General features: G+C 53.6%; 13 protein-coding genes. 8 read left to right on the top strand and 5 right to left on the bottom strand.

Annotation, left to right across the window (positions count from 1 at the left end; translation table 11 throughout):
* Position 1: 1 nt before the first annotated feature.
* The 4 genes from G583_RS16805 to G583_RS0100515 form a co-directional block, all read right to left on the bottom strand.
* Positions 2-133, bottom strand: a complete 132-nt coding sequence (locus G583_RS16805; RefSeq protein ID WP_022869237.1) for a putative transporter small subunit — start codon at positions 131-133, stop codon at positions 2-4.
* 30 nt (positions 134-163) lie between these two features.
* Positions 164-1,873: a sodium:solute symporter family protein gene (locus G583_RS13315; RefSeq protein WP_022869236.1), complete on the bottom strand. Its 1,710-nt coding sequence runs from the start codon at positions 1,871-1,873 to the stop codon at positions 164-166.
* A 147-nt stretch (positions 1,874-2,020) separates the two neighbouring features.
* Complete coding sequence (locus G583_RS0100520) at positions 2,021-3,232, bottom strand: MFS transporter (protein ID WP_022869235.1); 1,212 nt, start codon at positions 3,230-3,232, stop codon at positions 2,021-2,023.
* Positions 3,229-3,921: a class I SAM-dependent methyltransferase gene (locus G583_RS0100515; RefSeq protein WP_245540554.1), complete on the bottom strand. Its 693-nt coding sequence runs from the start codon at positions 3,919-3,921 to the stop codon at positions 3,229-3,231. The genes G583_RS0100520 and G583_RS0100515 overlap by 4 nt, the downstream gene beginning before the upstream one ends.
* 254 nt (positions 3,922-4,175) lie before the next feature.
* On the opposite strand from G583_RS0100515, the gene G583_RS0100510 reads away from it, so the two are divergent.
* Genes G583_RS0100510 through G583_RS0100495 form a run of 4 tightly spaced genes read left to right on the top strand, consistent with a single transcriptional unit; the run spans position 4,176 to position 8,407 of the window.
* Entirely contained in the window at positions 4,176-5,672 is a 1,497-nt protein-coding gene (locus G583_RS0100510) for a CoA-acylating methylmalonate-semialdehyde dehydrogenase (protein WP_022869233.1), read from the top strand.
* 8 nt (positions 5,673-5,680) lie between these two features.
* Positions 5,681-6,736 (top strand): enoyl-CoA hydratase/isomerase family protein, encoded by a 1,056-nt coding sequence (locus G583_RS0100505; protein WP_022869232.1) that lies wholly within the window; start codon positions 5,681-5,683, stop codon positions 6,734-6,736.
* 16 nt (positions 6,737-6,752) lie between these two features.
* Positions 6,753-7,631 carry a 3-hydroxyisobutyrate dehydrogenase gene (gene mmsB / locus G583_RS0100500; RefSeq protein WP_022869231.1) on the top strand — a complete coding sequence of 293 codons (879 nt, stop codon included), beginning with the start codon at positions 6,753-6,755 and terminating at the stop codon, positions 7,629-7,631.
* A 2-nt stretch (positions 7,632-7,633) separates the two neighbouring features.
* Positions 7,634-8,407, top strand: coding sequence for an enoyl-CoA hydratase (locus tag G583_RS0100495; RefSeq protein ID WP_022869230.1), 774 nt, complete (start codon positions 7,634-7,636; stop codon positions 8,405-8,407).
* An 83-nt stretch (positions 8,408-8,490) separates the two neighbouring features.
* Here the strand turns inward: G583_RS0100495 and G583_RS13310 are convergent, their stop codons facing one another.
* Entirely contained in the window at positions 8,491-10,251 is a 1,761-nt protein-coding gene (locus G583_RS13310) for an AMP-binding protein (RefSeq protein ID WP_022869229.1), read from the bottom strand.
* A gap of 324 nt (positions 10,252-10,575) precedes the next feature.
* Here G583_RS13310 and G583_RS0100485 point away from each other — a divergent pair, with 324 nt between their 5' ends.
* The 4 genes from G583_RS0100485 to G583_RS0100470 are packed head-to-tail and all read left to right on the top strand — an operon-like array spanning position 10,576 to position 15,374.
* Positions 10,576-11,778 (top strand): acyl-CoA dehydrogenase family protein, encoded by a 1,203-nt coding sequence (locus G583_RS0100485; RefSeq protein WP_022869228.1) that lies wholly within the window; start codon positions 10,576-10,578, stop codon positions 11,776-11,778.
* Between the two features lie 13 nt (positions 11,779-11,791).
* A complete protein-coding gene (locus G583_RS0100480) occupies positions 11,792-12,553 on the top strand; it encodes an SDR family NAD(P)-dependent oxidoreductase (RefSeq protein ID WP_022869227.1) in 762 nt (253 codons plus the stop codon).
* Positions 12,554-12,597: 44 nt separating this feature from the next.
* Positions 12,598-13,752, top strand: a complete 1,155-nt coding sequence (locus G583_RS0100475) for an acetyl-CoA C-acetyltransferase (RefSeq protein ID WP_022869226.1) — start codon at positions 12,598-12,600, stop codon at positions 13,750-13,752.
* A 47-nt stretch (positions 13,753-13,799) separates the two neighbouring features.
* A complete protein-coding gene (locus G583_RS0100470; protein WP_022869225.1) occupies positions 13,800-15,374 on the top strand; it encodes a fatty acyl-CoA synthetase in 1,575 nt (524 codons plus the stop codon).
* The last annotated feature ends 9 nt before the right edge of the window (positions 15,375-15,383 follow it).

The following is a 15,383-nucleotide window of genomic DNA, read 5'->3' as shown; positions in this document are numbered from 1 at the left end:
GTTAGACTAAAGTAACGCCATCCTTACGTGCTTGTCTCCAGTCTTTGAAAAAGCCGTGGGCAATCACATAGAGCATTACAGCTACGATAGCGGGCCACATCAGGACGTATACGGTGAGAAAGAAGGTTGTCATGAGTATTCTCCTCGTTCGGGTGGAGTGGAATTAATTTTCTGGTGAACCGTCATCGGATGTCTCTTTTTTCTCGCGTTTAACCGCTTGCAAGGCGAGTTCCTGTTCCTCAGTCGGATCGAAATCGCCGGTGCGATACTGAATCACGTCGAAGTCGAAATTCTGTTTACTACGAACCGACATGAAGTAGCACACCAGGGTACTGACGGAGTAGGCGATCAGAGAAGCACTGAGTGTCTCGTAGTCGCGTAGGACACCAAAAGCAAATGGTGCTGTGATCAGCACTGAAAGGATGCCGACAATTTGGCCCACTCGGATGCCGAAGAAACCAAACGCCATCAGCCCAAGGACAACTCCGACCCCAAGGATTGCCAGGATATCAATGACATATCCGAAGAAATTATCCAATGGAATCAGGCCGAACCGGACAGGGATGAACAGTGCCAAGCCGGCAAGGACCCCCACGGTAAAGGCAGCGTTGGTGACCTTTTTCCAGTAGAAGCTGGCCAGGACAGGGAATACTAGTGCGCCCCAGAGCGCGCCAACGAACACCAAAAGGTCCAGAATATTGAGCTGCAAGCTCGCGAAGACCACGGCTGTGGCCGTGGCGACAATCATGGTGATTCGGCCAACCATCAGCATCGTCTTCGGATTCGCTCGTTCTTTGCCTGCAACGTTCTGTCCGTAAATATCGGCCATGGTGATGGAAGACAGCGCAGCAAGGTCAGAATCAGCCGTTGACGACAACGCTCCAATGACCATAATCACAAAGAGAATCAACAGTACTGGCGGGAGGAAATCTGCTGCCATTTCAGGTATCAGATTATTTACATCGCCGCCTGTAGGTTCGAAGCCCATGTACAGTGCCAGGACACCGAGCATGCCGACGCCAATCACCATTGCACCGTAGCTAATGGTGGCCGTGATGAAGGTTGGCTTAATAAGATCCTGTCGGACCGCGAATAGCCGCTGGGCAATGGTCTGGTTACCAATCGCATAGGCGAGAACCGCTGCGATATACGGTGCGCCTTGGTGCATGAAGGCATCGCTTGAGAAGAAGTTGCTCTGCTGCGGCGTCAGGTTATTTGCACCGGATTGGAAGAGTTCCGGGAAACCGGCAACGAAGAAGATAAACGGCACGATGATGGCCACTGCTCCAAGCATTGCGCAAACTTGCACGAAGTCCGTCATAACGGAAGCACGGAACCCGGACCACAAGCTATACAACAGTACTCCGGCAGCTACTGCAATGACACCTTGAGCAAAGCTGAAGGGCGACAGCATCGAGATGAGAGCGCCACCAGCAATGAAGTTCGACATCAAACTGATGATGCTACCGACTACGTTGGAGCCCGCAAGCATGAGCTGTGATGAGCGGCCGTGGCGCGCATACATAACCTCAGCGAGAGTATGGGCTTTAGGCGCAACGGTTCGAATGCGTTTACCGAAGGGGTAGATGAATAGGATCATCAAAGCGCCCCAGAGGCCATAGTGGATTGGCCCGGATATGCCGTATGTATAGCCCGCCGTTGCTGATGCATACATTGAAGATGCCCAGATCCAAGTCGCGGTCATCGATGCAGCCGAAACACCAAATCCGAGCGTATTGCCTGCGGTCATGAAGCCATCGGCATTTTCCTTGCGCTTGGCAATCGTTGTGGTGATGTAAAGTGTGCCACCGTAGAAAACAAGTAAAATGAGAATGATCCCAAGATAACCGAATTGAAAACCATCGCCGTCCATAGCTTTCCACCACTCCTTCCATAATTTGTTTCTCAACAAGGTGCTCAAAACACCACGCAAAGTGTGATGTGTGTCACCGAGTGTAGCGTGATTGAATCCGGGAGGGGAGTGACGGTCTGCTGTAAAAATCTCGAGCTAATGACGAGGTCAGTCCGTAGACGTTGAGGGGTTCGTAGGCGTCTCTTGTGATTCTGGTGTTTTGGCCGCTAGGAAGGATAAGGCGAAAAAGAGCCCCGCTACTGTCAAGGCAATCGCACAGACGATATAGGTCATGGCAGGTCCCCAGTAGGTGAAGCCAAATCCGCCCACGAGGCCGGCGAAGCCCAGGCCAATGTCGAATGTCATATTCCAAGCAACACTTCCACGATTGGTGCTGCCAGACTGCTCAAAGCAGAGCAATAAACTTGAGGCTTGCACTGTACCGATCCCAAAGCCTAAGACCATCATCGCAATCATCAGCGCTGTCCCCGCGGGTAATAGGGCAATGAAAATGAGGCTGACCAAGGTGATCGCCAGCCCCGCGTTCATAACCGTTATTGGGGATCGCCGATCTAGAGACGAGCTCGCGAGGAACCTTCCAGCAATGGCCAAGAGCTGCATGCTCACAATGTAGAGCGCCGGCGATGCATTATCAGCAGCAGGCCCAAAAGCTAGGAGCAATCCGAGTGTCGTCAAGACGATAGCAACTGGAAGCAATACTGTCATGAGGCCGCCCCAGTGCATGCGCCCATTCTGGTTCTGTCGGACCGCTTGTGCAGCCGTGCTGCGCAGGCTGTGTTGTCGCGGAATGGCAAGGAGCGCGGGTAAAGCTAACAGCACGAGAGCAAAGGTTAGCCATCGAAAACCGGTGGCTGACATGATATTGATAAGCCACAACCCCGACGGCGCACCGATCGCGGTGGCGCCTGAGGTAGTGACACCAAAATATCCGAGGGCTTTGCCTAAGCGCTCCGGCGCCACGGTCGAAGGCACTGCTGCAGTGCCGATCACCACAAGGATGCCGAATCCTAGACCACCAATAAGGCTGCCAGAGATGAGCGCAAAGAGCGGGAAATGGGTCAGCAAGCCCAAGAAATTTCCGAGAGCCTGCAGGGTGAGCGCAATAAGGAACGTCAACCGCGGACCAAGCCAGTTATTCAGGATCGGCGCCAGAGGCTGAACGACTACGACCGCTATCATCATTAGCGTGAGTACTGTGCCCGCGGTGACCGCAGTTAAGCCCATCTCGACCCCGATGGAGACCAGCGTGGCGTAGTTGAGGAAGAAGGTGCCGAAGCCAAAGAGCGCAATGCACATCACCGCTAGTAATGCGGGCGTGAGTGTGCGCTGCACTTTCGGCGGGTAGGCTGAGGCGGTCAACTGGAGGATTTCAAACGGAGCACGGCCACGAGAAATTCCCCGTCTTCCACGAAAGCTTCGAACTGCCATGTGCCAAAACGTTGAACGACTTCCAGACCCGCCGCTTCAGCATCATTTGTAAATTGCTGATTGGAGTAGCCTCGGGCCAGCTGAAAGCCGCTAATATAACGAGATCCGCTATGCATATGCTTGGCGACATTCTCAAGTGCAGGCAGTCGCTCCCAATCGGCGAGAAATGTTTGCACATTCCCGGCGGCCACGACGATGTCAAAGGTTTGCAATTGGCCTGCATCGTCGTGCAGCGAAAAGTCAGCTAGGTCTGCAACTTCGAAGTGCGCTTTCGGGTACTTGGCCTTTGCAACGTCCACTAGGTAGGGGTCGAGGTCTACGCCTATGACCTCATGACCAGCGGAGGCAAGATAACCCGCTAGGCGTCCGTTGCCTGAACCAGCGTCTAGGATCGTGGATCCCCGGTCTGCAAGGGCGTCAATGGCGCGCCCCTCGCCATCGATGTCTTTTCCTTCGGCTTCCATGCGTTCCCATCGTTCTGCGTAGCGCGTCGAGTGTGTTGGGTCCTGCATGGCAGCGCGCCACTTATTCATCTCCTGTTGTGCTGCAGGCCTTGGCGTAGCTGATAGGGACAAAGTGTGGGACGCGTCGAGTGTCGGGTCAAAACCTTGGTTAGACATGCACTCATTCTAGGCAGCCTGGCGAAACTTGGCTGACCATTTGACGCACAGCGTAGATGACGGGCATGTGCATATGTGCACACGAGCTGTGAACCATTCGGTATCGATCAACCTGGAGCAGAGTGTGGCCAATACCACTGTCGAGCTGGCATATTAGACACTAGCGGATGCAGTGCAACTTCAATACTGCACCATCAGAACTATTGCCGAACCGTAGGCTTTCCTGCGGTTCGGGTCATGTCGGAAGGGACAATATGACACAGACTCTTACGCACTTTATAAACGGCGCTGCCGTAGAGGGTACGTCCGGCCGCTTTGCCGATGTGTATCACCCAGCGTTCGGTACGGTTGCTGCACAGGTACCTTTGGCATCGGTCGAAGAGGTCAATGATACTGTTGCTATTGCGGCAAAGGCCCAGGTTGGTTGGGAAGCTCTTAATGCCCAGCGCCGAGCCCGTATTCTTGGTCGCTTTGTGGATCTGTGTCAGGAAAACATGGATGACTTGGCTACCGCGCTCTCAAATGAACACGGTAAAACTTTTGAAGACGCTAAAGGCGACGTACAACGAGGCTTAGAAGTCATCGAGTTCTGTATGGGCGCCCCGCACCTGCTGAAGGGCGAATTTTCTGATGGGACAGGTAGTGGCATTGATACCTATTCGATGCGCCAAGCTCTCGGTGTCAGTGTCGGTATCTCACCATTCAACTTTCCAGCTATGATTCCTCTCTGGCAGGCCGGGCCAGCGCTTGCAGCCGGTAATGCGTTTATCTTGAAACCTTCCGAGCGTGACCCGTCGGTACCACTGATGCTTGCTGAACTCTTCAAACAAGCTGGAATGCCAGACGGTGTGTTCCAGGTAGTCAACGGAGACAAGACAGCTGTGGATGCGCTCATGGAACATCCTGAGGTGCAAACCGTAGGCTTTGTGGGATCCACTGCGATCGCTCAGTCCATCTATACGACAGCTGCTGCGAACGGAAAGCGCGCACAGTGCTTCGGTGGTGCCAAGAACCATGCCATTATCATGCCCGATGCTGACTTGGATCAGGCTGCGGACGCGCTAATCGGTGCCGCATTTGGGGCCGCAGGTGAGCGCTGTATGGCGCTGTCAGTCGCCGTACCCGTAGGAAAGGAAACGGCTGACGCGCTTGTTGCCAAAGTGCTTGAAAAAGCCAAAAAACTCAAAGTTGGACCGTCACTGGATCCATCCTCAGATTTCGGACCAGTTGTTACGGCTGAAGCAAAACAACGCATCGAAGCCGCGATTGCTACGGGCGTCGAAGAAGGGGCCGAGCTAGTGCTTGATGGCCGCGGCGTGGCAATCGACGACTACGAAAACGGTTTCTACGTGGGCGCTACGATCTTCGATAAGGCGACGAAGAACATGAGCATTTATCGAGACGAAATCTTCGGTCCGGTCCTGACAATTGTGCGCGCCAACGATTTCGAAGAAGCACTCGCACTGCCATCGGAACACCAATACGGAAATGGCGTTGCCATCTTCACCCGCGACGGCGATACGGCCCGCGAATTCACACGCCGTGTGGACGTGGGCATGGTTGGCGTCAACGTGCCAATCCCGGTACCCATCGCGTACTACACGTTCGGAGGTTGGAAAGCATCCGGCTTCGGCGATCTCAACCAGCACGGTGCGGATGCATTCAGATTTGTCACCAAAACCAAGACTGTCACTTCACGATGGCCGTCAGGTGTCAAAGAAGAAGCCAGTTTCGTCATGCCCCTGCAGTAAAGGATCACATGTCACAAGACGAACTTTTGACATCCGTCCAGGGCGGATTGGGCGTTATGACGCTCAACCGCCCCAAGGCGGTTAATGCACTCTCGTACAACATGATCGGGCTTATAGACCAAGCCCTCACGGAATTCGAACACAATGACGATGTCCACGCCGTGCTAATTCGCGGCTCAGGAGACCGTGGACTGTGTGCTGGTGGCGACGTGGTTTCCATCCACGACAACGCCATTAACAACGACCTCGCAGCAGCAACACCCTTTTTCAGGGATGAGTACACCCTCAACAACCGCATCTATAACTACCCCAAGCCGTATATCGCTATCATGAACGGGCTGGTACTCGGCGGGGGAGTAGGCGTCTCATCGCCAGGATCGCACAGGGTGGCTACCGATTCCACCAAACTGGGTATGCCAGAAGTGGGTATAGGTTTCAGCCCGGACGTTGGCGGTTCTTACTTTCTCGCCAACGCACCACAACATGTCGGCAACTATATGGCCCTTACTGCCTCCCACGTTTCGGGAGCGGACGCCGTGTATGTGGGCATGGCAGATGTGCGCGTACCGGACGCTCACATCGAGGCGCTCATTGAACGACTCGAAACTATAGCCACTCCGGAACAGGTTGACGAGATCTTGGCAGAATTTAACGAGCCTGGGGAATCCACCTTAGAAAAAGAATCCACCTGGATCGATGAAGCCTTCGGTGCTGCGACCGTGGAGGAAATTCTCACCGCGGTCGAGGTGGTGGCTGCCCAGGGCAATGAGACGGCGCAAAAAGCCGCCAAAGTATTACATCGGCATTCACCAACAGGGCTAAAAGTCACCTTGGAAGCTATCCGTCGGGCCCAGGATCTGCAGTTTGCCGAAGTCCTGGCCCAAGACTTGCGTACCACAATGCACGCTATGGAGGGGGCCGATCTTGCCGAGGGAATTCGCGCCCAAATCATTGATAAAGACCGGGACCCACAGTGGGACCCCGCACAGTTGATTGATGTCACCGATGCTGCTGTACAAGCGTTCTTCGGTCCCGTCGATGGCATCGAGGATCTCACCGTCTAATATGTAAGGACACGGTATGAAAATCGCATTTCTCGGCCTGGGGAATATGGGTTCCCACATGGCACGAAACCTCGTAGGCGCCGGATATAGTGTCAAAGGATTCGACGTGGTTGACACGGCGATAAAAAACTCAGCCGATGACGGGGTGGCCCCGGCTGAAACAGCTGAAGACGCAGTAACCGACGCTGACGTCGTCATCACGATGTTCCCGGCAGGAAAACATGTTTTGGAAGCGTACTCCAGCGGGCTGCTAGCAGCAGCCCAGCCCGGAACATTATTTATCGACTCGTCAACTATTGCCGTCGACGATGCAGTCGAAGCCGCCAAGCTGGCCAACAACGCCGGACACCTGACCTTAGACGCGCCAGTTTCAGGTGGTACGGCAGGCGCTGAGAAAGGCACGCTTACCTTTATGGTCGGCGGGAGACAGGACGCTTTCGACAAGGCTAAACCACTTTTTGAAGTGATGGGTCGACAGATCGTCCACGCAGGCGAATCCGGTACCGGACAAGCCGCCAAGATCGTGAACAATATGGCCTTGGCGATTAACACCATCGGCACTGCAGAAGCGTTTGCTCTGGGGGAGAACCTTGGACTGAGCAACCAAACGCTTTACGATGTGATGTCAACTTCTGCAGCGCAGTCGTGGGCGGTTACCACGAATTGTCCTGTACCCGGTCCCGTTCCAGAATCGCCGTCCTCAAATGATTACCGCCCGGGCTTTGCCACCGGTCTCATGGCAAAAGATCTGAACTTGGCACGAGAAGCTATTGAATCGACCAACACTCCCGCAGACTTCGGGCTGGCGGCTTATCGTGCGTACACTGAATTCAACGCGGAGGATACTTCGGGCAAAGACTTCTCCGCGATCATTGCCACCAAGCAGAAAGGCTAACTGTGTCTGAGCAAGTTATACTGACCGAGACCGTCGACCGGGTGGGCGTTATACGTCTCAACCGACCAGATGCGATGAATGCGCTCAACGTTGACATCATGCATGCCATTGTGGAAGCTTCCGAAGCGTTTCAAGAAGACGCCAATATCATGGCGATCGTGGTGACCGGCAATGAGAAAGCTTTCGCAGCCGGTGCCGATATTAAAGAGATGCAGACCAAGCCCTATATCGAGATGCAACAGTCAGACTGGTTTGGGCATTGGAACCGCTTTACTGCAATACGTCTCCCGATTATTGCCGCAGTCAATGGCTACGCCCTCGGGGGCGGGTGTGAACTGGCGATGATGGCCGACATGATCATTGCCGGTCCGAAGTCGAAATTTGGTCAGCCCGAGATCAATCTGGGAGTTATCCCGGGTATGGGCGGTTCTCAACGCTTGACGCGCGCGATTGGCAAATCTAAAGCTATGGACTTGGTTCTTACCGGCCGCATGATTGACGGAGAAGAAGCTGAACGTGCAGGTCTCGTCGCTCGGCTCGTTGAAGATGACAAAGTATTAGAGACTGCCATGGAAATCGCGCAGACTATAGCCTCCAAATCGCGTCCCGTGGTGATGGCAGCAAAAGAAGGCGTCAACAACGCATTCGAAACCACATTGCAGCAGGGTCTGTTATTTGAACGTCGTACGTTCCATTCTTTGTTTGCCCTTGAGGATCAAAAAGAGGGGATGGACGCCTTCTCAAATAAGCGCCAGCCCGAGTTCAAAGATCGGTAGTTTGCACAATTAACCCAAACAAATGCCGGTTGGTCAGTATCTGTTGACCAACCGGCATTATTGTTTTGCAACTTGGTTCGTGCTTAGTTAAAATCTGCTGCAGAAAACTCATGGTTGTAGCCATGAGTCGTTGTCCGAGCGGCAAGTGACTGCCCAGTTTTCTCCCCGTCAGCTCCGTGGAACTCAGCTTCCTTCTTTCGTAATTCAACCCGACGAATTTTGCCTGAGATAGTTTTTGGCAGATCAGAAAATTCTATACGGCGGATTTTTGCATACGGCGGCAACTTACTGTCAGTGAATGCCAGTATGTCTTGAGCTGTCTCAGTATCCGGCGCATACCCGTCTGTAAGCACAACATAGGCTTTGGGCACCGCTAAGCGTATCGGATCAGGTGAGGGGACCACTGCTGCTTCCGAAACACCTGGATGCTCAATAATCGCGGATTCAAGTTCAAAAGGTGACAGCTTGTAATCGGATGCTTTAAACACGTCGTCGGCTCGTCCAATATAGGTAAAGACATCATCGTCATCGCGATACATGATGTCACCGGTACGGTAGTAGCCATCTCGGAATGCTGCTTCATTCTTGGAGGGGTCTTTGTGGTAACCGGCCATCAGCCCCATGGGTTTCGGATTGATAGTCAGGCAAACTTCACCCTCGCCAGCCCCGCTAATGAGCTCGTCGGTTGCCGGATCTATCAGCACGACATCATAGCCCGGAAGTGCTCGGCCGAGGGAACCCGGTTTCACGTCCTGTCCAGGTGTATTGGCTATTTGTAAGGTACTTTCTGTCTGGCCAAAACCATCACGAATGTCGGCGTTCCATGCCGTCTTCACTGCCTCGATGACTACCGGGTTCAGGGGCTCTCCGGCTGCTAGAACTTTCTTCGGTGGTGAGACCATCTTCGTCAGGTCGGCCTGGATAAGCATGCGCCATACGGTTGGCGGAGCACAGATCGAGGTGACTCCTTCGGTGTCCATGACCGACATCATTTCCTGAGCCTCGAACCGCGGATAGTTATACAGGAAGATCGTGGCCTCGCCTATGAATGGGGCGAAGAAGTTGGACCAGGCATGTTTTGCCCAACCGGGCGACGCAACATTCAGGTGAATATCGCCGGGTTCTAACCCAATCCAATAAAGAGTCGAAAGGTGTCCTACCGGGTAGGTCGTATGGGTGTGAGCAACCATTTTTGAACGAGATGTTGTCCCAGATGTGAAGTAGATCAGAGCAATGTCGTCGGCTGGTGTGGGCTCAGTGGCCTCAAACTGTGTAGGTGCCATATCGGCGTCCGCATACAGGTGCTGGGGATGCACGGTGTCAGAAGGCAGTTGAGTAGTCGAGGTTGTGATGACCTCGAAGTCGCCTTCCACGGCATCAAATTTCGCCGTGTTGTGTGGGTTGGTCACTACCCAGCTAGCTTCCGAGCGTGAGATGCGTTCATCGATCTGTTCGGGACCGAGCATCACGGTCGTCGGCAAGAGCACGGCTCCGATTTTAAACCCTGCCAACATCGTTTCCCACAACTCATATTGGTTGTCGAGCATGACTATGATGCCATCGCCACGTTTCACCCCGAGATTGCGCAACCAATTTGCTACCTGCGACGAGCGGGCGGAGAGCTCTGCATAGGTAGCCGAATACCGTGAGCCATCTGCTTCGAGAATGACCAGTGCATCTTGATTCGAACGCTCATCGGACACCGCGAGTTTGTCGAACCAATCCAGCGCGAAGTTGAAATGCTCAAAGCTTGGCCAAGTGAAATTTTTTCGAGCAGTCTCAATATCGGTGCGATGGGCTAGTAAAACGTCCCGAGCGTGTCGGTACTGATCGGTCACAGACATAGGGCTCCTTCATTCGAGGTAGAAAACTTGTCTCGGAAGTAGAGTAGATGCACTGTGACATAGCGTACATAAGTTTTGTGATTCGTGCGCCGGGTGACTGGCAGACAGTGTTGTGCCGTGAGTTAGTGGCTTGGGGTGCGGGCATGCGGTAGGTCAAGCCAGGGGTGGGGCCGACAAGGCTTGATACATTATTTCCTCAAGGTCTGCGCCTGGAAATTGGGTGCAATTTCGCGGCGAGACTTTCAGTGAAGCGCTACTCACTGTACACTTGTGCAGTGAATGGGTGAGATGTTTATCACCACTTTGCTTGAGAGAAGGATGCACATGACAACTGTGGAATCGAACGGACTTATTGATAACGCGAACCAAGCCCCGTTCCCCGACGCGGACGTCTTGGATGTTGTGTCCCTCCTGGACCCAGCTGAACAGGAGCAGCTTCTCAAGATTCGTGGGCATCTACAGCGCAACGTTCGTAAACAAGTTATTGATTACTGGAATAGCGAGGCATTCCCTTTTGAGATGCTTCCTGCACTCGGAGATCTAGGTCTGGGTGAGCTAGTTGTAAGCAACTACTCCTGTCTTTTTCGAGGACTCGTATATGCCGAAGTCGCTCGAGTTGATGTCTCGTTATGTGCTTTGGTGGGTATTCACAATGAGCTCATCGTGGGCATGATCGATCAACTTGGGTCAGATGCCCAGCGGGCACAATGGCTCGATAAGTTACGTCGTTTTGAAGCCATTGGATGTTTTGCCATGACGGAACCGGACCACGGTTCCGATGTTGCCGGAGGTATGGAAACCACCGCCACAAAAACAGCAAACGGATGGGTCATACATGGCGAAAAGCGTTGGATAGGCGGCGGGACGTTTGCAGACTTTGCGCTCGTTTGGGCTCGTGACACAGCCACCGATACCGTCAAGGGATTCCTCGTTCCAATGGATTCACCGGGGGTGACCGCGAACAAAATCTCGAACAAAATTGGCTTGCGGATTATGCAGAATGCCGACATCTTCTTTGACCATGTGGAGATTTCCGATGCTGACGCACTTCCTGGCGCGGCTGAATTCAGCGCAGCGAACGATATGCTTCGCAATTCACGGATATGGGTCGGGTGGCAAGCATACGGTGCGCAATTGCATACCTTTGATGTGGCTCGAGATTATGTCCTCGGTCGAACACAGTTTGGTCAACCCTTGGCGAAGTTCCAATTGGTGCAACAGGATCTTGCCGAAATGATTTCCAATGCCATGGCCTCCTTCGGACTGATGCAGCAAGTTGCGCGTTTACAGGCTGAGGGTCGCGTTGAAATGGTCCATGCTGCAATGGCGAAATCCACTGGATCACGAATGTTGCGTGACTCAGCGGCTAAAGCTCGAAACATGCTTGGCGGTAACGGAACGGTTTCTACCTACGAGGCGGCAAAGATTTTTACCGACGCAGAGATCGTGCATACTTACGAAGGAACCTACGAAATCAATTCACTCATCGTGGCACGAGCCGTCACGGGCATGTCGTCATTTGTATAGAAGAGGAGTCAACATGGAAATTCAAGGACAAGCAGCGATCGTTACCGGAGGAGCATCGGGGCTCGGAGCTACCACTGCACAACGTTTTGCTGAACAAGGCATGAAGGTGTACGCCTTCGACCTGGCCCCCGGACTCGAGCAGGCGCCTTCAGTTGACAACGTTGAGTACCTAGAAGTCAACGTCACGGATCATGACTCAATTCGCGGGGCTATACGTCATATCGCAGACAAGAACGAACCACTGAGGGTGGTCATAAACTGTGCGGGGATTGGCACCCCCGGTCGGATCTTGTCAAAACGGGGACCCCACGATCTGGACCAATTCGCCAATGTCATCAACGTCAATCTCTTAGGCACGTTTAACGTGATGACGCTCGGGGCAGAGCTGATTTCCCAACAAGAACCAGTCGATGATGACGGCCAACGCGGTATTGTCATCAACACAGCCTCCGTGGCAGCATTTGAAGGACAAATTGGTCAGGCAGCCTATGCAGCTTCTAAGGGCGGCGTGCACTCGCTCACCATTTCAGCTGCTCGGGACCTGGCCTCCCACGGCATCCGTGTCAATACCGTTGCGCCCGGCATTATTGAAACCCCGATGATGGCGGGTATTACACCAGAGTTCCGTGAAACGCTGGAAGCTTCGGTACCGTTCCCGGCTCGCCTGGGTCGTCCAGATGAATACGCGCAGCTGGTGCTTGATCTCATCGGCCACAATTACATCAACGGGCAAACCGTGCGCATGGATGGTGCACTGCGGATGGGACCACGGTAGTTGCGTGTAGCCACAGACTTGATGATTGGTCCAGGAGGAAACCGATGACACAAGCTTTTATCGTTGATGCGCTTCGTACACCAGTAGGACGTCGTAATGGAGCGTTGGCGGATATACATTCCGCTGATCTCGCAGCAGCACCGCTATCGACGATGTTTGATCGCGTGGGTGTTGAAACTGAAGCCTACGATGAAATCATTCTCGGTTGCATCGACCAGATTGGACCGCAGTCTTTCGACATTGCTCGTACAGCGTGGCTTGGCGCGGGTGGTTCAGAAGCGGTCCCGGGAACGACTATAGACCGTCAATGCGGTTCCGGCCAGCAGGCGATCCACTATGCGGCACAGGCGGTGATGTCGGGAACCTCAGACCTCATCATCGCAGGTGGTGTGCAGAACATGTCCACCATACCTATAGGCACGGCAAATTCCATCATGAAGGATCAAGGCTTTTCGACCCCCTTCACTGGGTCGAAGTCCTGGGCGGATCGTTACGGTGATCAAGTCATTTCGCAGTTCCACGGTGCCGAGATGATCGCGAATCGATGGGGGATTACGCGCGACCAAGCTGAAGCTTTTGCCGCTGAATCGCATCGTCGCGCAATCGCTGCTCAAGAGTCCGGATTCTTCGCTGAAGAGATTCTTCCATTGGGCGGTCTGCGTGACGATGAAGGTCCTCGTACTCCGAATCGTGCCAAGATGCGTGAACTGCAAACACTACGGCCCAACGGCATACATACCGCCGCAAGTGCTTCACAAATTAGTGACGGTGCTGCTATGCTCGCCATTGCTTCTGAACACGCAGTTGAAGAACACGGCTTGGTCCCAAGGGCGCGTATTCACCACATCTCGGCTCGCGCTGACGACCCGGTCATGATGCTGTCTGCACCAATTCGTGCAACGCGCTTCGCATTGGAACGCACCGGCATGGACATTGATGATTTTGACGCGATCGAGATAAACGAGGCATTTGCTTCGGTGGTGTTGGCATGGGAGAAGGAACTGCGCCCAGACATGTCCAAGGTAAATAAACATGGCGGTGCCATCGCGTTGGGCCACCCGATCGGGGCAACCGGGGCGCGTTTAATGACGACGTTGCTGCACTCGCTGGAAGACTCAGGGGGCCGTTATGGTCTCCAGACCATGTGTGAAGGTGGCGGGCAAGCGAACGTGACAATTATTGAGCGGCTCGACAACTAATCGGCCGTGACGCTAGCCATTGCACCTCTTACGGATGGAGCTACCTTATGACGACCATTGGCCAATTTTCGTCTTCAGTTCAAGACCAAATCAGAACTAGCCAACGCAATTCAGTGTCGCTGCAGTTCGCCCGAGTTGCTGAAACGCAACGCGATACGATCGCACTGAAGTACCAGGATCGTAGCTGGACCTACACGAAGTTGAATCAGGCTATTACCGCGGCCGCCGCTCAACTGCGCAGTCTGGGATTGCAAGCCGGTGACCGTGTGGCTGTAATGGGCAAGAACTCGGATACCTTCCTCATCCTGTTTTTTGCCGCATCGCGTGCAGGGTTGGTGCACGTACCAATCAACTTTGCTCTAACCGGACCTGAACTGCAGTACCTGGTAGATGACAGCGCTTCAACGACCATCATCGTGGATGATGAGTACGAAGCCACCGTGCAAGCCATAGCCGAATCAACCGGACTTAACCATGTAGTGAGAATCTCTCAGATCTCTGAACATATTGAGACGGTCTTGGCCAATGAACGCCAGTGCCAAGAAGCTGCGGAATTAGAAAAATGGGATACCGCCGAAGAAACTGATCTTGCCCAGTTGCTCTATACATCCGGCACCACATCGGCACCCAAGGGAGCGATGCTCACGCAAAGAGCACTTTTGGCTCACTACAACGGCACTGTTCAGTCGCTGGATATGACCGCAGACGACAATCCGCTGGTGCCCATGCCGCTATACCACTCAGCGGCCATGCATGTGTTTAGCGCACCATACCTCATGCTGGGTGCCACCATTCGGCTGATGCGTATCCCCGATATCCCAGAGATACTGCAGCGGATAGAAGAGGAACACATCGGTTCCTTGTTTCTGGCGCCTACCGTGTGGGTTCCACTCTCTCAACATCCAGACCTTGAGAAACGTGATCTCTCCTCACTGAAGAAAGCTCAATACGGTGCATCCATCATGCCCGTCACTGTCCTACAACGGTTACGGGAAGACTACCCAAAGATAGGCTTCTACAACTGCTTTGGTCAAAGCGAAATGGCGCCGTTGTGTACCGTATTGCGTCCTGAAGAGCATGATGAGCGGCCCGCGTCGGCGGGTCGTCCAATCGTAACCGTCCAGCTTCGCGTCGTTGATCCTTCTACGGGTGAAGAAGCCGATACCGGCACTACTGGTGAAGTGCAGTATCGATCACCACAACTCTTCTCTGGATACTGGAATAAACCAGATCAAACCGCAGAGGCCTTCATGGACGGCTGGTTCCGCTCCGGAGACCTAGTCGTTATGGATGAGCAAGGCTACATCGAAGTTGTCGATCGAATTAAAGACGTCATCAATACCGGAGGCGTCCTCGTGGCATCTCGCGAAGTTGAAGATGCCATCTATCGACACCCGGCAGTAGCCGAAGTGGCGGTTGTCGGTCGAGCACACGAAAAATGGATCGAACAGGTCACCGCAGTAATTGTGCTGAAAGAAGGCCACAAAGACGTCAGTGCAGATGAGATCAGGGACCTCACACGAGAGACCTTGGCTCGGCACAAAGTCCCCGGACATATCGAATTCGTTGATGAGCTACCACGCAATCAGTCGGGTAAATTGCTCAAACGTGAATTGAAATAAGCCGTGGTA

The organism is Yaniella halotolerans DSM 15476 (genome assembly GCF_000420805.1).
Lineage (GTDB): Bacteria > Actinomycetota > Actinomycetes > Actinomycetales > Micrococcaceae > Yaniella > Yaniella halotolerans.
This window is presented reverse-complemented; position numbering and strand designations above follow the sequence as displayed.